This window comes from Achromobacter sp. ES-001 (genome assembly GCF_019448355.1).
Classification (GTDB): Bacteria; Pseudomonadota; Gammaproteobacteria; order Burkholderiales; family Burkholderiaceae_B; genus Achromobacter; species Achromobacter spanius_B.
In genome coordinates this window covers 2,538,442-2,556,500 of the sequence record NZ_CP079940.1, presented here as the reverse complement: position 1 = coordinate 2,556,500, position 18,059 = coordinate 2,538,442, and the positions used below count along the sequence as shown (strand labels likewise).

Genomic DNA, 18,059 nt, shown 5'->3' with positions numbered 1-18,059 from the left:
AATTGCGCGCTCTAGTCTTTTTCCAGCGTGCGCACGCGGCGGCGCAGTTGCGCCAACTGTTGTATCACGGCGGCGTTGCGCTGCCAGTCGCCATGCTCGGCATACGGGAACACCCCGGTATAGCGGCCTGGCTTGGTGATGCTGGAGGTGACCGCCGTGCCACCCGAGATGTGCACGTCGTCGCCCAGGGTCAAATGGCCCGACAGCATCGCGGCGCCGCCGATGGTGCAGCGTTCGCCAATGGTGGTGGAGCCGGCGATGCCGACGCACGCCGCCACGGCGGTATGCGCGCCGATGCGCACGTTGTGCGCCACCATGATCTGGTTGTCCAGCTTGACGCCGTCCGACACCACGGTGTCGTCCAAGGCGCCGCGGTCGACGGTGGTGTTGGCCCCGATTTCGACATCGTTGCCCACGGACACGCCGCCCAGCTGGGGAATCTTGCCCCAGGCGCCGTGCCCCAGCGTCGGGTCCGGCGCAAAGCCGAAACCGTCGGCGCCCAGCACGGCGCCGCTGTGAATGATGGCCCGCTCGCCCACTTTCACGCCTTCGTAAAGGGTGACATGTGCGTGCAGGCGGCTGCCCGCGCCAATGGACGAGCCCGCTCCGACCACGCAGCCCGGTCCCAGGACCGTGTCGCGACCGATGCGGGCGCCCGCCTCGACCACGCAATTGGGGCCGATACGCACGCCCTCTTCAAGGACGGCGTCGGGCGCAACAACGGCGGACGGATGCGTGGAACCCGGCAACGCAGGACGACGCGCCGCGTCGAACCATTGGGCCACACGGGCATACAGCAGATAGGGATGTTTGCAGACGACCAGCGCAAAGGGCGGCCGATCGGCGCCCTGGGCTTCCAGCGCCTCGGCCACGTCGGCCGAGACGATGACCGCCCCGGCTTGCGTGGTGGTCAGTTGGCTCTGGTAGCGGGGGTTGGCCAGGAACGTGATTTCCTGGCTACCCGCCGAAGACAGCGTCCCGATACCGCAGACCTTGAAAGGTTCTGCGCCCTGGGGCGCGCTGATGCGCCAGTCCATACCCTGGGTATTGGCGGCGCTCAACAGTGCTTCAAGAGTCGGCGCGCGAGCAAGATCCAGTAAAACCGGCATGGTGTGACGGGTGCTGCTTACTTGCCCAGGCTCTGAATCACCTTGTCGGTGATGTCGATGCGCGGGTTGACCGTCACGGCGTCCTGGATGATCAGGTCGTAGCTTTCTTGCTCGGCGATGCGCTTGATGGCCTCGTTGGCCTTCGTGACGATGCCCGAGAACTCTTCATTGCGGCGGCGGTTGAAGTCTTCCTGGAATTCACGACGCTTGCGTTGCAGGTCGGTATCCAGGTTGGACAGTTCGCGCTGGCGCTTGACGCGGTCGGATTCCGACAGAACCGGAGCGTCCTTGTCGAACTTCTCGGCTTGCGAACGCAGGCTGTTGTTCAGGCGCTGGAGCTCGTCGTCGCGCTTCTTGAATTCGGCTTCGATCTTGCTTTGCGCCGTCTTGGCCGGGCCCGATTCACGCAGGATCCGCTCGGTGTTGACGAAGCCGATCTTGGTGTTTTGAGCCTGCGCGGGAATCGCAGCAGCCGAACCGAGAATGAGAGCACCCACCAGGGCAATGGAGCCGCCCAGCTTGCCACGGCGCTTGGCGCGCGGCGTATTCGATGATTTAAGTGCGAAATCAGACATCATGAAAATCTCACCTTCCAGTAAGGCAAAGCCAAAGTGTGTATTGTGCCACTAAACAGCAAGGGAGCCGGGCCATGGGGCCCCTCCCTTGTTTTCAAGCGTAACGGCGCGCTTAGAAACCGGTACCGATCTGGAACTGGAAGCTTTGCTTGTCGTCACCCTGCTTGGAGTTCAGCGGACGCGCGTAAGACAGCTGCAACGGTCCCATCGGCGACTGCCACGACAGGCCGACACCCGCCGAGAAACGCCAGCCGCAAGGATCCTCGACCTCGGTGTTGTTGCGGCCACGGGTGCAGCTCAGACCACTGCCGGCAGCGACCTGGCCTGCATCGCTGAAGATGAACCAACGCAGCGTGCGGTCCTTGGTGGCGCCCGGGAACGGCAGATACAACTGCGCGTTGGCCACGACACGACGCGTACCGCCCAGGTAATCGCCGGTCAGCGTATCGCGCGGACCCAGCGACGACCCTTCATACCCGCGAACGGTGCCGATACCGCCGGCATACACGTTCTTGATGACGGGGTAATTCTTGCTGCCGTAGCTGTTGCCCCAATCGACCATGCCGTTCAAGGCCAGCGTGTACGAGCCACCCAGCGGCACGAAGTACTGCTGTTGGCCGGTCAACATCGTGTATTGCAGGTCGACGGTGGATACGTCGGCCTTCAGGCGCGTGTACGAACCCTTGGTCGGCGCCAGCGCGCTGTCACGCGTGTCCTTGGACCAGCCGGTGCTGAAGATGACCGCGTTCGTCGAATCGCCGTACTGACTTACGAAGTCGCGGTAGGCCTGCGGCGAGTTCGTGAACAGGTCGATCTGGTTGTGTTCGTAGTTGGCACCCAGGAAGATCCGGTCGTATTCCGAAATCGGAATGCCGAAGTTCATGCCCAGGCCGAGCGCCTTGACGCGGTAGTCGCCGTCGTTGTTGTTCCAGGGCTCGGTCACGCGGTAGTACGCGGACGTCGTGCGGCTGATGCCTTCCTTGGTCCAGTACGGGTCGGTGTGCGACAGCACGACCGCGCGGTTCGTCTTGCTGGTGTTCAATTGCAGCGTCAGGTTGGTGCCGCTGCCGAAAACGTTGTCTTCGCTGATACCGGCCGACAGAATCGCCTTTTCGGACGAGCCGTAGCCCACGCCCAGGTTGATCATGCCGGTGGGCTTTTCTTTCACGTCCACGTTCACATCGACCTGGTCGGGCGAACCGGGGACGGGATCGGTCTTGACGTTGACGTCGCTGAAGTAACCCAGGCGGTCGACGCGGTCGCGGGACGTCTTGATGTCCTTGGCGTCGTACCAGGCAGCTTCCTGCTGGCGCATTTCGCGGCGCACGACTTCGTCGCGCGTGCGGGTGTTGCCACCGATCTGGATGCGGCGCACGTACACACGGCGGCTCGGGTCGACGTAGAACGTCAGGTCGGCTTCGTGCTTGGCGCGGTCCAGTTGCGGGTTCGGGTTAACGTTGGCGAACGCGTAGCCCAATTCGCCCAGGTAGTCGGTAATGGCCTTGGCCGAGTCGTTGGCCTTGGCGGCCGAGAACGTCTCGTTGGGCTTGGTCTGCACCAGGGCGTTGATTTCCTTATCCAGGCCCAGCAGGTTGCCGGCCAGCTTCACGCTGCGCACCTTGTAGGGCTCGCCTTCGTGAACGGTAATCGTAATGCGGATGTCTTTGCGGTCAGGCGAAATGGTGACCTGCGGGGGCTCGACCGTGAACTCCAGGTAACCCTGGTCCAGGTAGAACGAACGCAGGCGCTCAAGGTCGCCTTCCAGCTTTTCGCGGGAATATTTGTCGGTATCGGTGTACCAGGTCAACCAGCCCGGCGTCGTCAGCTTGAACTCGTCAAGCAGGTCGCTTTCCGAGAAGGCCTTGTTGCCGACGAAGCGGATTTCCTGGATGCGGGCAACCGACCCTTCAAACACGTCGAAGCTCACGCCCACGCGGTTGCGCGGCAGCGGGGTCACGGTAGAGGTGACTTCGACGCCGTACTTGCCCTTGGACAGGTATTGCTGCTTCAGTTCGTATTCCGCGCGCTCGAGCATCGAGCGGTCGAAAATGCGGCCTTCGGCGAAACCGACCTGCCCCAGCGACGTGGTGATCGCCTTGGAGTCGAATTCGCGCATGCCGTTGAAGTTGACGGAGGCGATGGTCGGGCGCTCTTGCACGACGACCACCACGACGTTGTTGTCCGTCTGGATTTGCACGTCGGTGAAAAAGCCCGTGCCGTACAGGCGACGGATGGCTTCGGTGGCCTCTTCTTCGGTGAATTTCTCGCCCACCTTGACGGGGAGATAACCGAAGACGGTGCCGGCGTCAGTCCGTTGAATACCCTCTACGCGGATATCCCGCACGACAAAAGGGTCGAAGGCTTGGGCCATGGCCGGCAGCATTAATGCGGCGATGAGACCCGGCAGTACACCCTTTTTGTGATGAAACATCCGGCGAAAAGACATCCTTGAGTATCCTCGGTCGTGCAAATGGCGGGGGATTTTATGCTAAATCGCGTTTACGTGAATAAACGCGTGAAATCGTTGAACAGCGCAAGGCCCATCAGGCCTGCCAATAAACCTATGCCGGCGCGCTGTCCGATATCGATCCACCTCGCTGGCGGCGGGCTACCCCGCACAATTTCGACGAGATAGTACAGCAGATGGCCGCCGTCCAGCATAGGAATGGGCAGCAAATTTAGTACGCCCAGGCTGATACTGATCAAGGCAATATAGGCGATATACGCAACAATGCCGATCCGGGCGGTCTGGCCGGCGTAGTCGGCGATGGTGACCGGGCCGCTGACGTTGCGCCACGAGACATCGCCGGTGACCATGCGGCCCATCATGCGCAGCGAGAACCAGGCGGTATCCCAGGTGCGGACGGCACCGCGCCATACGCTTTCGAACAGGCCATAGCGAACGGTGACCATCGGCACGTCACCGCCCAGCTGCACGCCCAAGCGGCCGATTTCCTGGCCGTTGACCGTTTCAGCGCGCGGCGTCACGTTCAGCGAAATATTGGCGCCATCGCGCAGCAGGGTCAGCGTCAGCGTCTGCCCGGCGCTTTGCTGGATCTGCTTGATGACCGACCCCGTTTCCGGCGTGGGCTGGCCGTTGATGGCCACGATCAGGTCACCGGTACGCATGCCCGCCGCCTGCCCTTCGCCGCCATCGTTCACGGCGCGCACGCCGGGCTTGGGCTGGGCCAGGCGGATACCGGCAGCGGCCAGGGGATCGCCCGAGGACGGGTCCATGGCGTTGGGCGGCAGATTGAGCTCGCGTTGCTGGACGGCGCCAGACGGGGTGCTGACTTCGATCAGCGCGCGGCCGCCGGTGGACATGACGTCCATCAGGCGCCAGCGGGCGTCGGACCACGAAGCAATTTCCTGGCCATCCACGGCCAGGATGCGGTCGCCCGCAAGCAGGCCGGCATTTGCAGCGGGCGTCTCAGCAGCGGGTTGGGCGATGATGGCCTGCGGTTCGTCCGTGCCGGCCATGTTCAGGCCGGCGTACAGGAAGACCGCCAGGATCAGGTTGAAGATGGGGCCCGCGGCAACGATGGCAATGCGCTTGCCCACGGATTTGTTGTTGAAGGCGCTGGCGGCCTCGGCTGGGCTGGCCCCGGCGGGCGCGTCGTCCTGCATTTTGACGTAGCCGCCCAGCGGCAACGCCGAAACGGCCCATTCGGTGCCGTTTTTATCCGTGCGACGCAAGATGACCTTGCCAAAGCCCAGCGAAAACCGCAGCACCTTGACGCCGCAAAGCCGAGCCACCCAATAGTGCCCCAGCTCATGGAAGGTGATCAGGGAGCCAAGCGCTACCGCAAAGGCCAGCAGGGTGAAAAGCATCGGGATCGGGATCTAGGGAATCAGAAGCAAGCGGGGCCAGCCATCAGGCCAGCCCAAGGTTACCGGCGAAGATGCGCGCGTCGGCATCCAGCGCCAGCACTTCGTCAAGACTGTTGAGCGTAACAGATGCCCGGGCGGCTTGCCACTCCAGGGTGGCTTCAATGACGCGCGCGATCCAGGTGTAGGGAAGGCGGCCATCCAGGAATGCCGCCACGGCGACTTCGTTGGCGGCGTTCAGCGCCACGCAGGCGCCCTGCCCGGCCCGCAGCGCGGCAAAAGACAGCCCCAGGCAGGGAAAGCGAGCCAGATCGGGCTTTTCGAAATCCAGCCGGCCCAGACGCGTCAGGTCCAGCGGGCCCACGCCGCTGGCCAGGCGGTCGGGAAAGCCCAGCCCGTAGGCGATGGGCGTGCGCATGTCGGGCTGCCCCAGCTGTGCCAACACCGAACCGTCGTCGTATTCGACCATCGAATGCACGACGCTTTGCGGGTGCACCACGACTTCGATGCGATCGGCCGGCATGGCGAACAGCCAATGCGCCTCGATCACTTCCAGGCCTTTGTTCAGCATGGTGGCCGAGTCCACCGAGATCTTGCGGCCCATGCTCCAGTTGGGATGGGCGCATGCCTGGGCGGGCGTCACATCGTGCAGGTCTTCAAGGTCGCGTCCGCGGAACGGGCCGCCAGAGGCCGTCAGAAGCAGGCGGCGCACGCCCGGGGCGGGTGCATCGGGCGCTTGCGCCCGCCCGCCGTGGGGCAGGCATTGGAAAATGGCGTTGTGCTCGCTGTCGATGGGCAGCAGCTCGGCGCCGTGGTCGCGGATGGCCTGCATGAACAAGGACCCGGCTGCGACCAGGGCTTCCTTGTTGGCCAGCAACACGCGCTTGCCGCTACGGGCAGCCGCCAGCGCGGCGGGCAAACCGGCAGCGCCGACGATGGCGGCCATGACCGAATCGCATTCCGGGTCGGCCGCGGTGTCCGCCAGCGCCTCGGCGCCGACGCGGATTTCGGGCAGCGGCTGCTTGCCTGTCCAGGCGGCGGTGAATTGCCTGCGGGCCGCGTCATCCGGCACCACGACAACAGCGGCGCGGCTGGCCTGGGCCTGTTGCGCCAAGCGTTCCATCCGGCTGTACGCGGACAGCGCATAAACCGCCAGCCGATCGGGGTGGCGGGCAATCACATCCAGCGTGCTTTCACCGATCGACCCGGTCGACCCCAGCACGACGACGCGTTGAAAAGCCGTCAAAACAACACTCCAGACAAAAGTAGCGCAAAGGGGGCCACCGGAAGAATCGCATCGATGCGGTCATAGACCCCGCCGTGGCCGGGCAGCAGCGTGCTGGAATCCTTGCGGCCGGCGCGGCGCTTGAGCAGCGATTCGAACAGGTCGCCAACAATGGACACCACGCCCAGCAAGGCGGCAATGGGCAGCGCCAGCCAGAAGCTCCAGTGTTCAACCAGCGCATGTCCGAACGAGCCGTCCCACAGGCTGGACAAGCCGATCCAGATCACGGCGCCCAACACGCCGGCAACGGCACCCTCGATGGTCTTGCCCGGGCTGACCCGAGGAGCCAGTTTACGCTTGCCGAATGCACGGCCGGCGAAATAAGCGGCAATGTCGGCCACCCAAACCAGCGCCAGCAGCGACACCACGAACCCCGCGCCGCGCGCGATGAACATCTGCGCCAGCACCGCCCAGGCCGCAAACGCGGCGGGCACCGAGAAGACGGACCAGCCCAGGCTGGCAGGCGAAGCGTCGGAACGGCCCTGGATTACGGCCGTGAAGCCGCCCAACAACCAGACGGCCGCCACGGCCGGCACCACATAGCGCAACACCCACGTAGGATCGCGCCAGCCCACGCCGTTGCCCGCCAGCCAGGCCGACGCCAGCGCCAGCATGCCGCAAAACAGCAGCACGGCGACGCCGATGGCAATCAGGGGGGACGGGGGCTGGGGCAGCGTCAAGCGCAGCCATTCCCAGTTGGCGCACGCGGCGGCCAGGGCCAGCAAGGCAACAAACCACCAGGGATTCGCGCTGATCATCGCGGCGGCCAGAATGGCCAACAGGATGACGGCGGTAACGATACGCTGGCCCAACATATGACGGTCTCCTCGTGTGCTGCTCTGGAAAGACACGCTTGTCGCGGTCTGCTTACTGCGCGCCGGTTTCGCTGACTTGCGCGCTGGTGCGGCCGAAGCGGCGTTCGCGGGTGCGATACCAGTCAAACGCCGCCTGCAATTCGGCGGCGCCGAAATCCGGCCAATAGCGATCCGTGAAGTAGAACTCCGCGTAGGCCATCTGCCAGATCAGGAAATTGGAAATGCGCTGCTCGCCGCCGGTGCGGATGAACAGGTCGGGCTCGGGCGCCCAGGACATCGACAGGTGCCGGGCCAGCCGCTCTTCGTCGACGCGCTCGGGGTGGGCGGCCAGTTCGGGCTCGGCCGCGAGCATGGCGCGCGTGGCTTGAAGAATGTCCCAGCGGCCGCCGTAGTTGGCCGCCACCGTCAGGTGCAAGCGGTCGTTGTGGGCGGTGCGCGCCTGCGCGGCCAGGATCAGCTCTTGCAAGCGGGGTTCGAACGCGCTCAGGTCGCCGATGACGTGCAAGCGCACGCCCTGCTCGTCGAGCTTGCCGATTTCGCGTTCAAGCGCCTGCACGAACAGGCGCATCAGCAGCGAGACTTCCTCGGCGGGCCGGCGCCAGTTTTCAGAGCTGAACGCAAACAGCGTCAGATAGCGCACGCCCGCGCGACCGCAAGCTTCAACCACTCGGCGTACCGCCTGCACGCCCTTGGCGTGGCCGGCCGTGCGAGGCAGCAGCCGTCGCGTGGCCCATCGCCCGTTGCCGTCCATGATGATGGCCACGTGTTCTGGGATGTCGCGAGTATCGGGAACCGCCTGGGTCGAACTGGTTGCCATGGATGTGGGACTTAAGCGCGGAAAGCCGGCCAATATCGAAACTACGGGAGAAAAACCTGCGCCGTCGTTCCATTGCTGCGTAAGGGTGCTGCGAAGCAATGGTAAGGACGGCGCATGGGCAAGAAAATCCTGACGCCGGGGCGATACGGCCAAGCCGCTCGCCCCGAAGTAATCACGGATTATACGGTCATGATTTCCGCTTCTTTCTGGACGACCATCTTGTCGATGTCGGCCACGGCGCGATCGGTCAGCTTCTGGACATCGTCCTGCGCACGACGTTCGTCGTCCTCGGAGATTTCCTTGTCCTTGACCAGCTTCTTCAGGGCTTCGTTCGCTTCACGACGCAGGTTGCGCACGGCGATCTTGGCGTCTTCGCCTTCGCTGCGCACAACCTTGGTCAGATCGCGGCGGCGCTCTTCGGTCAGGGCGGGCATCGGCACGCGGATGGTATCGCCCATCGAGATCGGGTTCAGGCCCAGATCCGATTCACGGATGGCCTTTTCGATCGGGCCGGCCATGTGCTTTTCGTAGGGCTGCACGCTGATGGTGCGGGCGTCCACGAGGTTCACGTTGGCGACCTGGCCGACCGGAACCGGCGAGCCGTAGTACTCGACCTGCACGTGGTCCAGGATGCCGGTGTGGGCGCGGCCCGTCCGGATCTTGCCCAGGTTGATCTTGAGCGTATCAAGCGACTTGGCCATCCTGGCTTCGGCGGATTTGCGAATTTCTGCTGCGCTCATGGAATTTCCTTTTCTTTAAACGTGTACCAACGTGCCTTCGTCTTCGCCGCTGACCACTCGCTTGAGCGCGCCGGACTTATTGATCGAAAACACTTTGATCGGCAGTTTCTGGTCACGGCACAGTGCGAAGGCCGTGGCGTCCATGACTTCCAGACGGCGCACGATCGCTTCATCGAAGCTGATCCGCGAATAACGCGTCGCGGTGGGATCCTTGTTGGGATCCGCACTGTAGATGCCGTCCACTTTAGTGGCTTTCAACACGATCTCCGCGCCGATTTCCGCGCCACGCAAGGCGGCGGCGGTGTCGGTCGTGAAGAAGGGGTTGCCCGTGCCCGCGGCGAAGATGACGACCTTGCCCTCTTCGAGGTAGCGCAAAGCCTTCGGGCGGATGTAGGGTTCGACGACCTGATCGATGTTCAGGGCGGATTGTACGCGGGTGTCGATGCCCTTGTGCTTCAGCGCGTCTTGCAGGGCAAGCGCGTTCATGATGGTGGCCATCATGCCCATGTAGTCGGCGGTGGCGCGGTCCATGCCCTGCGCACCCGGGGCGACGCCACGGAAAATGTTACCTCCGCCAATGACGATGGCCAGTTCGACGCCCGTGGCGGCGACTTCGGCGATCTCATCGGTCATGCGGACGATGGTGGAACGATTGATGCCAAAAGCATCCTCGCCCATCAGCGCCTCGCCGGAAAGTTTGAGAAGAACCCGTTTGTATGCTCTGCTGCTCATAGGTGATATCCCGAAGAACAATCCGACGAAAGTGTATGACAAGAATGAGGGTGACCCTCAAAGCCCCAGGGCCGGCTATCTGCCGGGCGCTGCTGCACCCGAACCGGCCCCTCGGCGTAAAAAGGCCGGACTAGAATTTAATCTAGTGCCGGCCTTTAAGCACTACCCCAGAAGGTTAGGCGGCGCCGGCGGCGGCGGCGGCAACCTCAGCGGCGAAGTCGCTGGTCTTCTTCTCAATACCTTCGCCGACAACGAACAGCACGAACTTGCTGATCGAAGCGCCATTGGCCTTCAGATGCTGTTCGACCGTGTGCTTGTCGTTCTTGACGAAAGGTTGCGACAACAAGGTCACTTCCTTCAAGAACTTGGCGACCGAACCTTCAACCATCTTGGCGACGATGTCAGCCGGCTTGCCGGATTCGGCGGCCTTCTGCTCGGCAACCGAACGCTCGGCGGCGATGTCGGCCGGATTCACGCCGTCGGCGTTCAGGGCCTTGGGCTTGGTGGCGGCGATGTGCATCGCCAGGTCCTTGCCCACTTCTTCGGCGCCGGTGTATTCCACCAGCACGCCGATCTTGCCACCGTGCACGTAGCTGGCCAGCGAGTTCGGCGTTTCGATGCGCTCGAAGCGGCGGATCGAGATGTTTTCGCCGATCTTGCCGATCAGGGCGGTACGGGTCGTTTCAACGGTGCCTTCACCGAACGGCAGGGCCGACAGAGCGGCGACGTCGGCCGGGTTCTGCGTGGCAACCAGTTCAGCCAGCTTGTTCACAAAGCCGACGAAGTCGTCGTTCTTGGCAACGAAGTCGGTTTCGCAGTTGATTTCAACCACGGCGCCTTGCTTGGCGTCGGCGGAGATGAACAGACCGATCAGGCCCTCGGCGGTGACGCGGGCAGCGGCCTTGCTGGCCTTGTTGCCCAGCTTGACGCGCAGGATTTCCTCGGCACGAGCCAGGTCGCCTTCGGCTTCCGTCAAGGCCTTCTTGCACTCCATCATGGGCGCGTCGGTCTTCTCGCGCAGTTCCTTGACCAGGGCAGCGGTAATTTCAGCCATGTTTGCTCCAATTTTGCTAAGACACGCCCCGGCTCGCCGGGGCAGTGATTTGATTCGATGGGACGCCCGCCAGTGGCGGGCCAGGAAGATGGGAGCCCACCTTCGCAGTGCCGGCGAGGCGGGAGCGGTTCTGTTTCAAAAGCCGCTCCCGGACACTAACCGCCGGACATGACAACAGGCTTAGGCCTGGTTGTCCTGCACTTCAACGAACTCTTCCTGACCTTCGCCTTGCTCTTCGACCAGACCATTGATGTTCTGTTCGCGGCCTTCCAGCACGGCGTCGGCGATGCCCTTGGCGTACAGCGCGATGGCCTTGGCCGAGTCATCGTTACCGGGGATGACGTAGTCGATACCGTCCGGCGAGTGGTTGGTATCAACCACGGCGACGACGGGGATACCCAGCGTCTTGGCTTCGGCGATGGCGATCTTGTGGTAGCCGACGTCGATGACGAACATGGCGTCAGGCAGACCGTTCATGTCCTTGATGCCGCCGATCGACTTGTTCAGCTTGTCCAGTTCGCGTTGGAACAGCAGGCCTTCCTTCTTGATCATGCGCTCGGCGCCGCCTTCGGCGACGACGACTTCCATGTCCTTCAGGCGCTTGACCGAGGTCTTGACCGTCTTGAAGTTGGTCAGCATGCCGCCGAGCCAGCGGGCGTCGACGAAGGGCATGCCGCAACGAGCGGCTTCAGAGGCGACCAGCTCGCGAGCAGCGCGCTTGGTGCCGACAAACAGGATGTTGCCGCCGCGAGCAGCGATCTGCTTCACGAACTTGGTGGCTTCCTGGTACTTATCAACCGTCTTTTCCAGGTTGATGATGTGAATCTTGTTGCGGTGACCGAAGATGTACGGAGCCATCTTGGGGTTCCAGTAACGGGTCTGGTGACCAAAGTGGACACCCGCTTCCAGCATTTCGCGCATCAAAGACATGTAATTCTCCAAGGGTTGGTTTCTTGCGCCGCACCTGCATCAGCATCTGGCTGACACCCTGGGTGGTGAGACGCGCGATTTCCCGCAACATGCGGGATAGACAAAATTTTAACCGGGCCGACCGATCACTGTCGCAATAAAACTACTGCTTCCGCGATAAACCCAGACGACCGACACGACCAGAGCCTTGCACTACACACTTGTTCCCGCTTGTTCTGCACAAGCAGGCGCTGAGCCAGACCCTCCGGGAAATTCCTGGAAGTTTCCGGGGTTCAGCGCACCCGGACTTGTTTTGTTGGCAGCGAAATCCAGCTCTTCGCAGTCAGGCTCAACGCCATCTTGCGCATCAGACCACCAGGGCATTTCTTAAAAAAACCCGAAGGTTTTCAAGAACTTAATCTGGCGTCCATACCGAACCTGCATCGCCGCTCAAAAACATGACCGGGCGTACAAGCACGCCGTGCCCCGGTTTTGCTGATTTCAAATACCCACACAAATCCTGCGTGGCCCCTTTCGCACCTTGCGCTCTTTCAGTACCTGGCAACCTGCCCGATTTCGCTCCACAACCTTCGCTTGCGGTGAAACTTCAGGGCATGCTGCCGATCTCATGAAAGATCGTTCGGGGCAAAGGGACTGGCAAAACTCATGCGGCGCATCTTCGACCACCGCTGCCAGGATCGGCTCTTGCCGTTACCCAGTTACGGTAACAGTACTGTTACCAGCACTACTACCACTGCTACTACAACTTCTACCGGTATCGCTACCGATGGCTCCCCAAAATTTTAGGGAAGCCTATAATTCTACTATTCTTTCAAGCAGACATTCAAGCGAGAGATCGTCAAGTTACTCCATGGGCACAATTACCAATCCGGCCGACCTGGCCAAGATGCGCGCCGCCTGCCAGGACGCCGCCAAAGTCCTCGACTTCATCACCCCCTACGTCAAGCCGGGGGTCACCACCGGCGAGCTGGATCGCCTCTGCCTGGAATACCTGACTGACGAATTGAAGGTCAAGTCCGCCACGGTGGGCTACGCCCCGCCCGGCTACCCGCCCTTCACCGGCGCCATCTGCACGTCCGTGAACCACCAGGTGTGCCACGGCATCCCGGGCGACAAGGTCCTGAAAAATGGGGACTCTCTCAATATTGACGTCACCATCATCAAAGACGGCTGGTTCGGCGACACCAGCCGCATGTACCCCGTGGGCGAACAGTCCATCTTGTCGCGCCGCCTGACCGAAATCACCTTCGAATGCATGTGGAAGGGAATTCAGCAGGTCAAGAACGGCGCCACCCTGGGCGACGTGGGCAACGCCATTCAGAAGCATGCGGAATCCAACGGCTTTTCGGTGGTGCGTGAATTCTGCGGCCACGGCATCGGCCAGCGCTTCCATGAAGATCCGCAAGTGCTGCATTATGGCAAGCCCGGCACCGGCGTGAAACTGGAAACGGGCATGTTGTTCACCATTGAACCCATGATCAATGCCGGCCGCCGCGAAATCCGCCAGCTCGCCGATGGCTGGACGGTGGTCACGCGCGACCACAGCCTGTCCGCTCAATGGGAACACGCGGTCTGCGTCACGGAAACCGGCTATGAAGTGCTGACGCTGTCGCCCGGCATGCCGCCCCCGCCGGCGTTCATCACCGAGCCCATCGTCATCCCCGCCGTGTAACGCATCGCCGCCCGCCCATGACCGCCGAATTCCTGAGCTCCCTGCGCGAACGCATCCAGCAGTCCCGACGCGCCGCGGTGGCGCAGTTTCGCGAACACGAGCGCCCGGACACCCTGCTGTCTGAATTGCGGCGCATCGTGGACGCCGCGCTGCGAGACCTGGTCAAGCACTATCCGCTGCCGCTGGGTGCCACGCTGGCCGCGGTGGGCGGTTATGGCCGGGGCGAACTGTATCCGCATTCCGACGTCGACCTGCTGATCCTGTTGCCGCACGCCCCCACGCGCGAAGAAGAAACGGCGATTGAACGGCTGGTGGCGTCGCTGTGGGACTTGGGCCTGGAGCCCGGCCACAGCGTGCGCACCATTGAAGACTGCGAGCGCGAGGCCGACGCTGACATCACCGTGGAAACGGCGCTGCTGGAATCGCGCTGGCTGGCGGGCAGCCGCATCCTGATGCGCAAGTTCGACGCGGCCACCAAGTCGCGGCTGGATCCGCGCGCCTTCTTCCGCGCCAAGCGGGTCGAAATGCAGCAGCGCCACGCACGCTACCAAGACACCCCCTATGCGCTGGAACCGAACTGCAAGGAATCCCCCGGCGGCCTGCGCGATCTGCAAGTGATTCTGTGGATGGCGCGCGCGGCGGGTTTTGGCGACAGCTGGCGGTCGGTTGCGCAAGCGGGCCTGTTGACCTCATCCGAGGCGCGCGACCTGCGCAAGGCCGAACAGGCGTTCAAACGCCTGCGCATTGAATTGCATCTGCTGTCGAACCGCCGCGAGGACCGCGTGCTGTTCGACTTGCAGCCGGCGCTGGCCGAGGTCTACGGCATTCATGCCACCGCCACGCGGCGCGGCAGCGAACTGCTGATGCAGCGCTACTACTGGGCAGCGCGCCTGGTAACGCAGCTGAACGGCATCCTGGTGCAGAACATCGAAGAGCGGCTGTTTCCGCGCCCCGATAGCGACGCGCGCGATATCGACGACGATTTCCGCAACCTGCGCGACCGCCTGGACATCATTCGCGACGACGGTTTCGAACGCAACCCCACCCTGCTGCTGCGCGCCTTCCTGGTGATGCAGCAGCACCCCGAACTGACCGGCATGTCGGCGCGCACGCTGCGCGCCATCTGGCATTCGCGCCATCGCATCGACGCGCAGTTCCGACGCAACCCGGTCAACCGCAAGCTGTTCCTGCAAATTCTTCAGCAGCCGCGCGGCATCGTGCACGAGCTGCGGCGCATGACGATGCTGAACATCCTGCCCCGCTACCTGCCGGTGTTTCGCCGCATTGTGGGCCAGATGCAGCACGACCTTTTCCACGCCTACACGGTGGACCAGCACACGCTGGCCGTGGTGCGCAACCTGCGCCGCTTCACCATGCCGGAGCACGCGCAGGAATATCCGCTGGCCAGCCAGCTGATTGCCGGGCTGGACCGGCACTGGCTGCTGTACGTAGCCGCGCTGTTTCACGACATCGCCAAAGGCCGGGGCGGCGACCACTCCGAATTGGGCGCCCGCGAAGTGCGCAAGTTTGCGCAAGACCACGGCATGGACCCGGAAGACGCCAAGCTGGTGGAATTCCTGGTGCGCCAGCACCTGCTGATGTCGGCCGTGGCGCAAAAGCGTGACCTTTCCGACCCGGCGGTGGTGCAGGAATTTGCCAGCACGGTCAAAGACGAACGCCATCTGACGGCGCTCTATCTGCTGACGGTGGCCGACATCCGGGGCACCAGCCCCAAGGTGTGGAACGCCTGGAAGGGCAAGCTGCTGGAAGACCTGTACAAGTTGACGCTGGCCGCATTGGGCGGCGCCCACGCGGACGCGCACACGGTGCTGACCGAACGCAAGGAAGAAGCGGCCCGCCTGACGCGCCGGGCCGGCCTGCGCGACGACGCCCGCGAGGCCTTCTGGAACCAGCTGGACGTGGCCTATTTCCTGCGCCACGACGCTTCCGACATTGCCTGGCACACGCGCCACCTGTATCACCAGGTGGCTCCCGCGCAAGCCGTGGTCAAAGCGCGCCCCACCGAGCAAGGCGAAGGTTTGCAGATCATGGTCTACACGCGCGATGCGCCGGACCTGTTCGTGGCGATCTGCGGGTACTTCGACGCCAAGAGCCTGTCTATTCAGGACGCGCGCATCCACACCACCCGCCATGGCTGGGCGCTGGACAGCTTTATCGTGCTGCTGCCCGAAGGCGCCAGCGACCTGCGCGCGCAAGCCACGCTGGTGGAACACGAACTGGCCGAACGTCTGAAAGACCCGCAGGCGGCCGCGCAAGCGCAGCCCAACCGGGGCGGCTATTACGGCCGCAACCGGCAATCGCGCGTGTCGCGGGTATTTCCCGTCATGCCGCAGGCTGAACTGCAACCGGACGAGCGCAGCACATCGTGGCGCCTGTCCGTCACGGCCACCGACCGCCCTGGCCTGCTGCACGCTTTGGCGCGCGTGTTCGCGCGGCACGAAATCAACCTCTTGATGGCCAAGATCATGACGCTGGGTGACCGCGTGGAAGACGTCTTCATCGTGGACGGATCCACCTTGGCCCGCCCCCGCAGCCAGATGCAGTTTGAACGCGACATCCTGGATGCGCTGGCCGGCGACGAGGCGCAACAGCGGGTCGCTTGATCTGACCGCAGCCGCGGCATCGCCAGACGGCACCCGGACCGCATACAATCCGGGTTTTCGGCCACGCGATGCCCGCTCTCATGCAGCTCAACGACTATCTGCGCGTCTTTGGCAGCAGCTTCTTTTTTGCGCTGGCCACGCTCTTGCCCTTCCTGAACCCGCCCGCCATCGCGCCAATCTTCCTGTCGCTGACCGAAGGCGCCTCGTCAGCCACGCGCGTGGTGCTGGCCAAGCGCGTCGCTATCAACGTGTGCCTGATGCTGGTCGTGGCCATGGTGGCCGGCAACGTGCTGCTCAGTTTCTTCGGCATTTCGTTGTCGATCGTGCGCGTGGGTGGCGGAATGCTGGTGATTGCCAGCGCGTGGCGGCTGGTGAATTCGCCGGATGCCGATACCGAGCGCGTGGCCCGCATGGCCGAATCGTTTACGCCTGAAATGGCCAAGGCGCGCGCGTTCTACCCGTTAACCTTCCCCATCAGCTGCGGCCCGGGCTCGATTGCCGCCGCCATTACCGTGGGCGTGTCGCTGCGCGACCAGAACCATGTGCTGAGCCTGGTACGCCTGGGCGGCTCGATTCCGGGCATCATCGCCGTGTCGCTGACCCTGTATATCTGCCTGCGCTTTGCCGCCCAGATGCTGCACCGGCTGGGCGACAACGGCACGGCCGTGTTCATGCGGCTGTCCGCCTTCATCATGCTGTGCCTGGGCGTACAGATCTTCTGGGAAGGCGCGCGCGACCTGATGCTGGGTTTGTTGACGCAGGTGATGCAACCAATTCCGGTTCCCAAAGCCTAAGCGTTGGCCGGGCCGCGTGCCCGCATCGACCAATCTCAAGACAAGCTAAAAAAAATGACTACCCGCTCTGAACGCCTGCTACGCCTGATTGCCCTGTTTTGCTTCGGCGCCGTTGGCGTGGCCCTGATTTCACAACACGTCTTTGACATGCCGCCCTGCGCCTGGTGCGTGCTGCAACGCCTGATCTATCTGGTGATCGGGGTGGTGGCGCTGGTGGGCGGTTTTGGTGGCGGCCGTGCGCTGACCCGGATTGCCGGCGCGCTGGCGGCGCTGTTGTCGTTGTCCGGCGTGGTGGCGGCCTGGTACCAGTACACCGTGGCGGCCAACATGCTGTCGTGCGACCAGACGTTTGCCGACCGCTTCATGACGGGCATCGGCCTGGAAGGCAACGTGCCCTGGGTGTTCGGCATTTTCGCCACCTGCATGGACGCCAAGGTGCCGGTGCTGGGCATCGAATACGCCCTGTGGAGCCTGGCGCTTTTCGTGATCCTGTTCTTCATGGCGCTGCCGGTGGTCTTCGGGCGCGCGCCTGCTCGCTCGGCGCTGTGACTACCCTGAAATTTCTTACCGGCTATCCGGAACCCCTGCTCGTCCAGGCCCAGACGCTGCTTGAGCGCGGCAAGCTGGGCGACGCCCTGCTTGCGCGCTACCCGGATGGGCCGCACGACATCCGCACCGACCGCGCGCTATACCAGTACGTGACCGACCTGAAGAACACGTATCTGCGCAATGGCGACCAGATCAACAAGGTAACGTACGACAGCAAGATTCATGTGATCCAGCACGCGTTGGGACAGCACACGTACATCTCGCGCGTGCAGGGCGGGAAATTGCGCGCCAAGCACGAGATCCGGGTGGCGACGCTATTCAAGACCGTGCCCGCGCAGTTTCTGAAAATGATCACCGTGCATGAGTTGGCGCACTTGAAAGAGAAGGACCATAACAAGGCCTTCTACAACTTGTGCCTGCGCATGGAACCGCACTACCACCAATACGAATTTGATCTGCGGCTGTATCTGACGCATCTGGAAGCCACCCGCGAAACGCTGTGGGCGCCGGCGGGCTGAAGGTCAGGCAGCGTAGC

The 18,059-nt window shown here is 63.1% G+C and carries 16 protein-coding genes; 5 read left to right on the top strand and 11 right to left on the bottom strand.

From position 1 onward, the window contains the following. Positions 1 to 11 precede the first annotated feature (11 nt). From lpxD to rpsB, 11 genes are all read right to left on the bottom strand, one after another. Entirely contained in the window at positions 12 to 1,109 is a 1,098-nt protein-coding gene (lpxD, locus tag KYT87_RS11560; protein ID WP_219992272.1) for a UDP-3-O-(3-hydroxymyristoyl)glucosamine N-acyltransferase, read from the bottom strand. A gap of 17 nt (positions 1,110 to 1,126) precedes the next feature. Beyond that, the gene (locus KYT87_RS11555) at positions 1,127 to 1,687 is read right to left on the bottom strand and encodes an OmpH family outer membrane protein (protein ID WP_046807180.1); all 561 of its coding nucleotides are present in this window, start codon (positions 1,685 to 1,687) and stop codon (positions 1,127 to 1,129) included. A gap of 109 nt (positions 1,688 to 1,796) precedes the next feature. Further along, the gene (bamA, locus tag KYT87_RS11550) at positions 1,797 to 4,130 is read right to left on the bottom strand and encodes an outer membrane protein assembly factor BamA (protein ID WP_046807181.1); all 2,334 of its coding nucleotides are present in this window, start codon (positions 4,128 to 4,130) and stop codon (positions 1,797 to 1,799) included. Between the two features lie 53 nt (positions 4,131 to 4,183). Continuing rightward, entirely contained in the window at positions 4,184 to 5,515 is a 1,332-nt protein-coding gene (gene rseP / locus KYT87_RS11545) for an RIP metalloprotease RseP (RefSeq protein WP_046807182.1), read from the bottom strand. Between the two features lie 43 nt (positions 5,516 to 5,558). Then, positions 5,559 to 6,758, bottom strand: a complete 1,200-nt coding sequence (locus tag KYT87_RS11540) for a 1-deoxy-D-xylulose-5-phosphate reductoisomerase (RefSeq protein ID WP_219992271.1) — start codon at positions 6,756 to 6,758, stop codon at positions 5,559 to 5,561. Then, entirely contained in the window at positions 6,755 to 7,612 is an 858-nt protein-coding gene (locus KYT87_RS11535) for a phosphatidate cytidylyltransferase (protein ID WP_219992270.1), read from the bottom strand. The genes KYT87_RS11540 and KYT87_RS11535 overlap by 4 nt, the downstream gene beginning before the upstream one ends. A gap of 52 nt (positions 7,613 to 7,664) precedes the next feature. Beyond that, complete coding sequence (gene uppS, locus KYT87_RS11530) at positions 7,665 to 8,429, bottom strand: polyprenyl diphosphate synthase (RefSeq protein WP_046807185.1); 765 nt, start codon at positions 8,427 to 8,429, stop codon at positions 7,665 to 7,667. A gap of 179 nt (positions 8,430 to 8,608) precedes the next feature. After that, a complete protein-coding gene (gene frr / locus KYT87_RS11525) occupies positions 8,609 to 9,169 on the bottom strand; it encodes a ribosome recycling factor (RefSeq protein ID WP_046807186.1) in 561 nt (186 codons plus the stop codon). 15 nt (positions 9,170 to 9,184) lie between these two features. Beyond that, positions 9,185 to 9,901, bottom strand: coding sequence for a UMP kinase (pyrH, locus tag KYT87_RS11520; RefSeq protein WP_046807187.1), 717 nt, complete (start codon positions 9,899 to 9,901; stop codon positions 9,185 to 9,187). A 175-nt stretch (positions 9,902 to 10,076) separates the two neighbouring features. Beyond that, positions 10,077 to 10,955: a translation elongation factor Ts gene (tsf, locus tag KYT87_RS11515; protein ID WP_046807188.1), complete on the bottom strand. Its 879-nt coding sequence runs from the start codon at positions 10,953 to 10,955 to the stop codon at positions 10,077 to 10,079. 180 nt (positions 10,956 to 11,135) lie between these two features. Next, complete coding sequence (rpsB, locus tag KYT87_RS11510; RefSeq protein WP_046807189.1) at positions 11,136 to 11,885, bottom strand: 30S ribosomal protein S2; 750 nt, start codon at positions 11,883 to 11,885, stop codon at positions 11,136 to 11,138. A gap of 850 nt (positions 11,886 to 12,735) precedes the next feature. On the opposite strand from rpsB, the gene map reads away from it, so the two are divergent. The 5 genes from map to KYT87_RS11485 all read left to right on the top strand — a co-directional run bounded on the left by map (position 12,736) and on the right by KYT87_RS11485 (position 18,042). Further along, entirely contained in the window at positions 12,736 to 13,557 is an 822-nt protein-coding gene (gene map, locus KYT87_RS11505; protein WP_046807190.1) for a type I methionyl aminopeptidase, read from the top strand. Between the two features lie 17 nt (positions 13,558 to 13,574). Beyond that, complete coding sequence (locus KYT87_RS11500; protein ID WP_104145640.1) at positions 13,575 to 16,181, top strand: [protein-PII] uridylyltransferase; 2,607 nt, start codon at positions 13,575 to 13,577, stop codon at positions 16,179 to 16,181. A gap of 80 nt (positions 16,182 to 16,261) precedes the next feature. Then, positions 16,262 to 16,975, top strand: a complete 714-nt coding sequence (locus tag KYT87_RS11495; RefSeq protein ID WP_046807192.1) for a MarC family protein — start codon at positions 16,262 to 16,264, stop codon at positions 16,973 to 16,975. Positions 16,976 to 17,029: 54 nt separating this feature from the next. Continuing rightward, a complete protein-coding gene (locus KYT87_RS11490) occupies positions 17,030 to 17,524 on the top strand; it encodes a disulfide bond formation protein B (RefSeq protein ID WP_046807197.1) in 495 nt (164 codons plus the stop codon). After that, positions 17,521 to 18,042, top strand: coding sequence for a M48 family metallopeptidase (locus KYT87_RS11485; RefSeq protein ID WP_104145639.1), 522 nt, complete (start codon positions 17,521 to 17,523; stop codon positions 18,040 to 18,042). The genes KYT87_RS11490 and KYT87_RS11485 overlap by 4 nt, the downstream gene beginning before the upstream one ends. Positions 18,043 to 18,059 lie beyond the last annotated feature (17 nt).

What these genes read in the sequence shown, in the direction of transcription:
- KYT87_RS11555 (WP_046807180.1), bottom strand. Translation starts at nt 1,687, where the DNA reads ATGATGTCTGATTTCGCACTTAAATCATCGAATACGCCGCGCGCCAAG.
- rpsB (WP_046807189.1), bottom strand. Translation starts at nt 11,885, where the DNA reads ATGTCTTTGATGCGCGAAATGCTGGAAGCGGGTGTCCACTTTGGTCAC.
- pyrH (WP_046807187.1), bottom strand. Translation starts at nt 9,901, where the DNA reads ATGAGCAGCAGAGCATACAAACGGGTTCTTCTCAAACTTTCCGGCGAG.
- bamA (WP_046807181.1), bottom strand. Translation starts at nt 4,130, where the DNA reads ATGTCTTTTCGCCGGATGTTTCATCACAAAAAGGGTGTACTGCCGGGT.
- KYT87_RS11495 (WP_046807192.1), top strand. Translation starts at nt 16,262, where the DNA reads ATGCAGCTCAACGACTATCTGCGCGTCTTTGGCAGCAGCTTCTTTTTT.
- frr (WP_046807186.1), bottom strand. Translation starts at nt 9,169, where the DNA reads ATGAGCGCAGCAGAAATTCGCAAATCCGCCGAAGCCAGGATGGCCAAG.
- rseP (WP_046807182.1), bottom strand. Translation starts at nt 5,515, where the DNA reads ATGCTTTTCACCCTGCTGGCCTTTGCGGTAGCGCTTGGCTCCCTGATC.
- KYT87_RS11490 (WP_046807197.1), top strand. Translation starts at nt 17,030, where the DNA reads ATGACTACCCGCTCTGAACGCCTGCTACGCCTGATTGCCCTGTTTTGC.
- KYT87_RS11500 (WP_104145640.1), top strand. Translation starts at nt 13,575, where the DNA reads ATGACCGCCGAATTCCTGAGCTCCCTGCGCGAACGCATCCAGCAGTCC.
- lpxD (WP_219992272.1), bottom strand. Translation starts at nt 1,109, where the DNA reads ATGCCGGTTTTACTGGATCTTGCTCGCGCGCCGACTCTTGAAGCACTG.
- tsf (WP_046807188.1), bottom strand. Translation starts at nt 10,955, where the DNA reads ATGGCTGAAATTACCGCTGCCCTGGTCAAGGAACTGCGCGAGAAGACC.
- KYT87_RS11535 (WP_219992270.1), bottom strand. Translation starts at nt 7,612, where the DNA reads ATGTTGGGCCAGCGTATCGTTACCGCCGTCATCCTGTTGGCCATTCTG.
- map (WP_046807190.1), top strand. Translation starts at nt 12,736, where the DNA reads ATGGGCACAATTACCAATCCGGCCGACCTGGCCAAGATGCGCGCCGCC.
- uppS (WP_046807185.1), bottom strand. Translation starts at nt 8,429, where the DNA reads ATGGCAACCAGTTCGACCCAGGCGGTTCCCGATACTCGCGACATCCCA.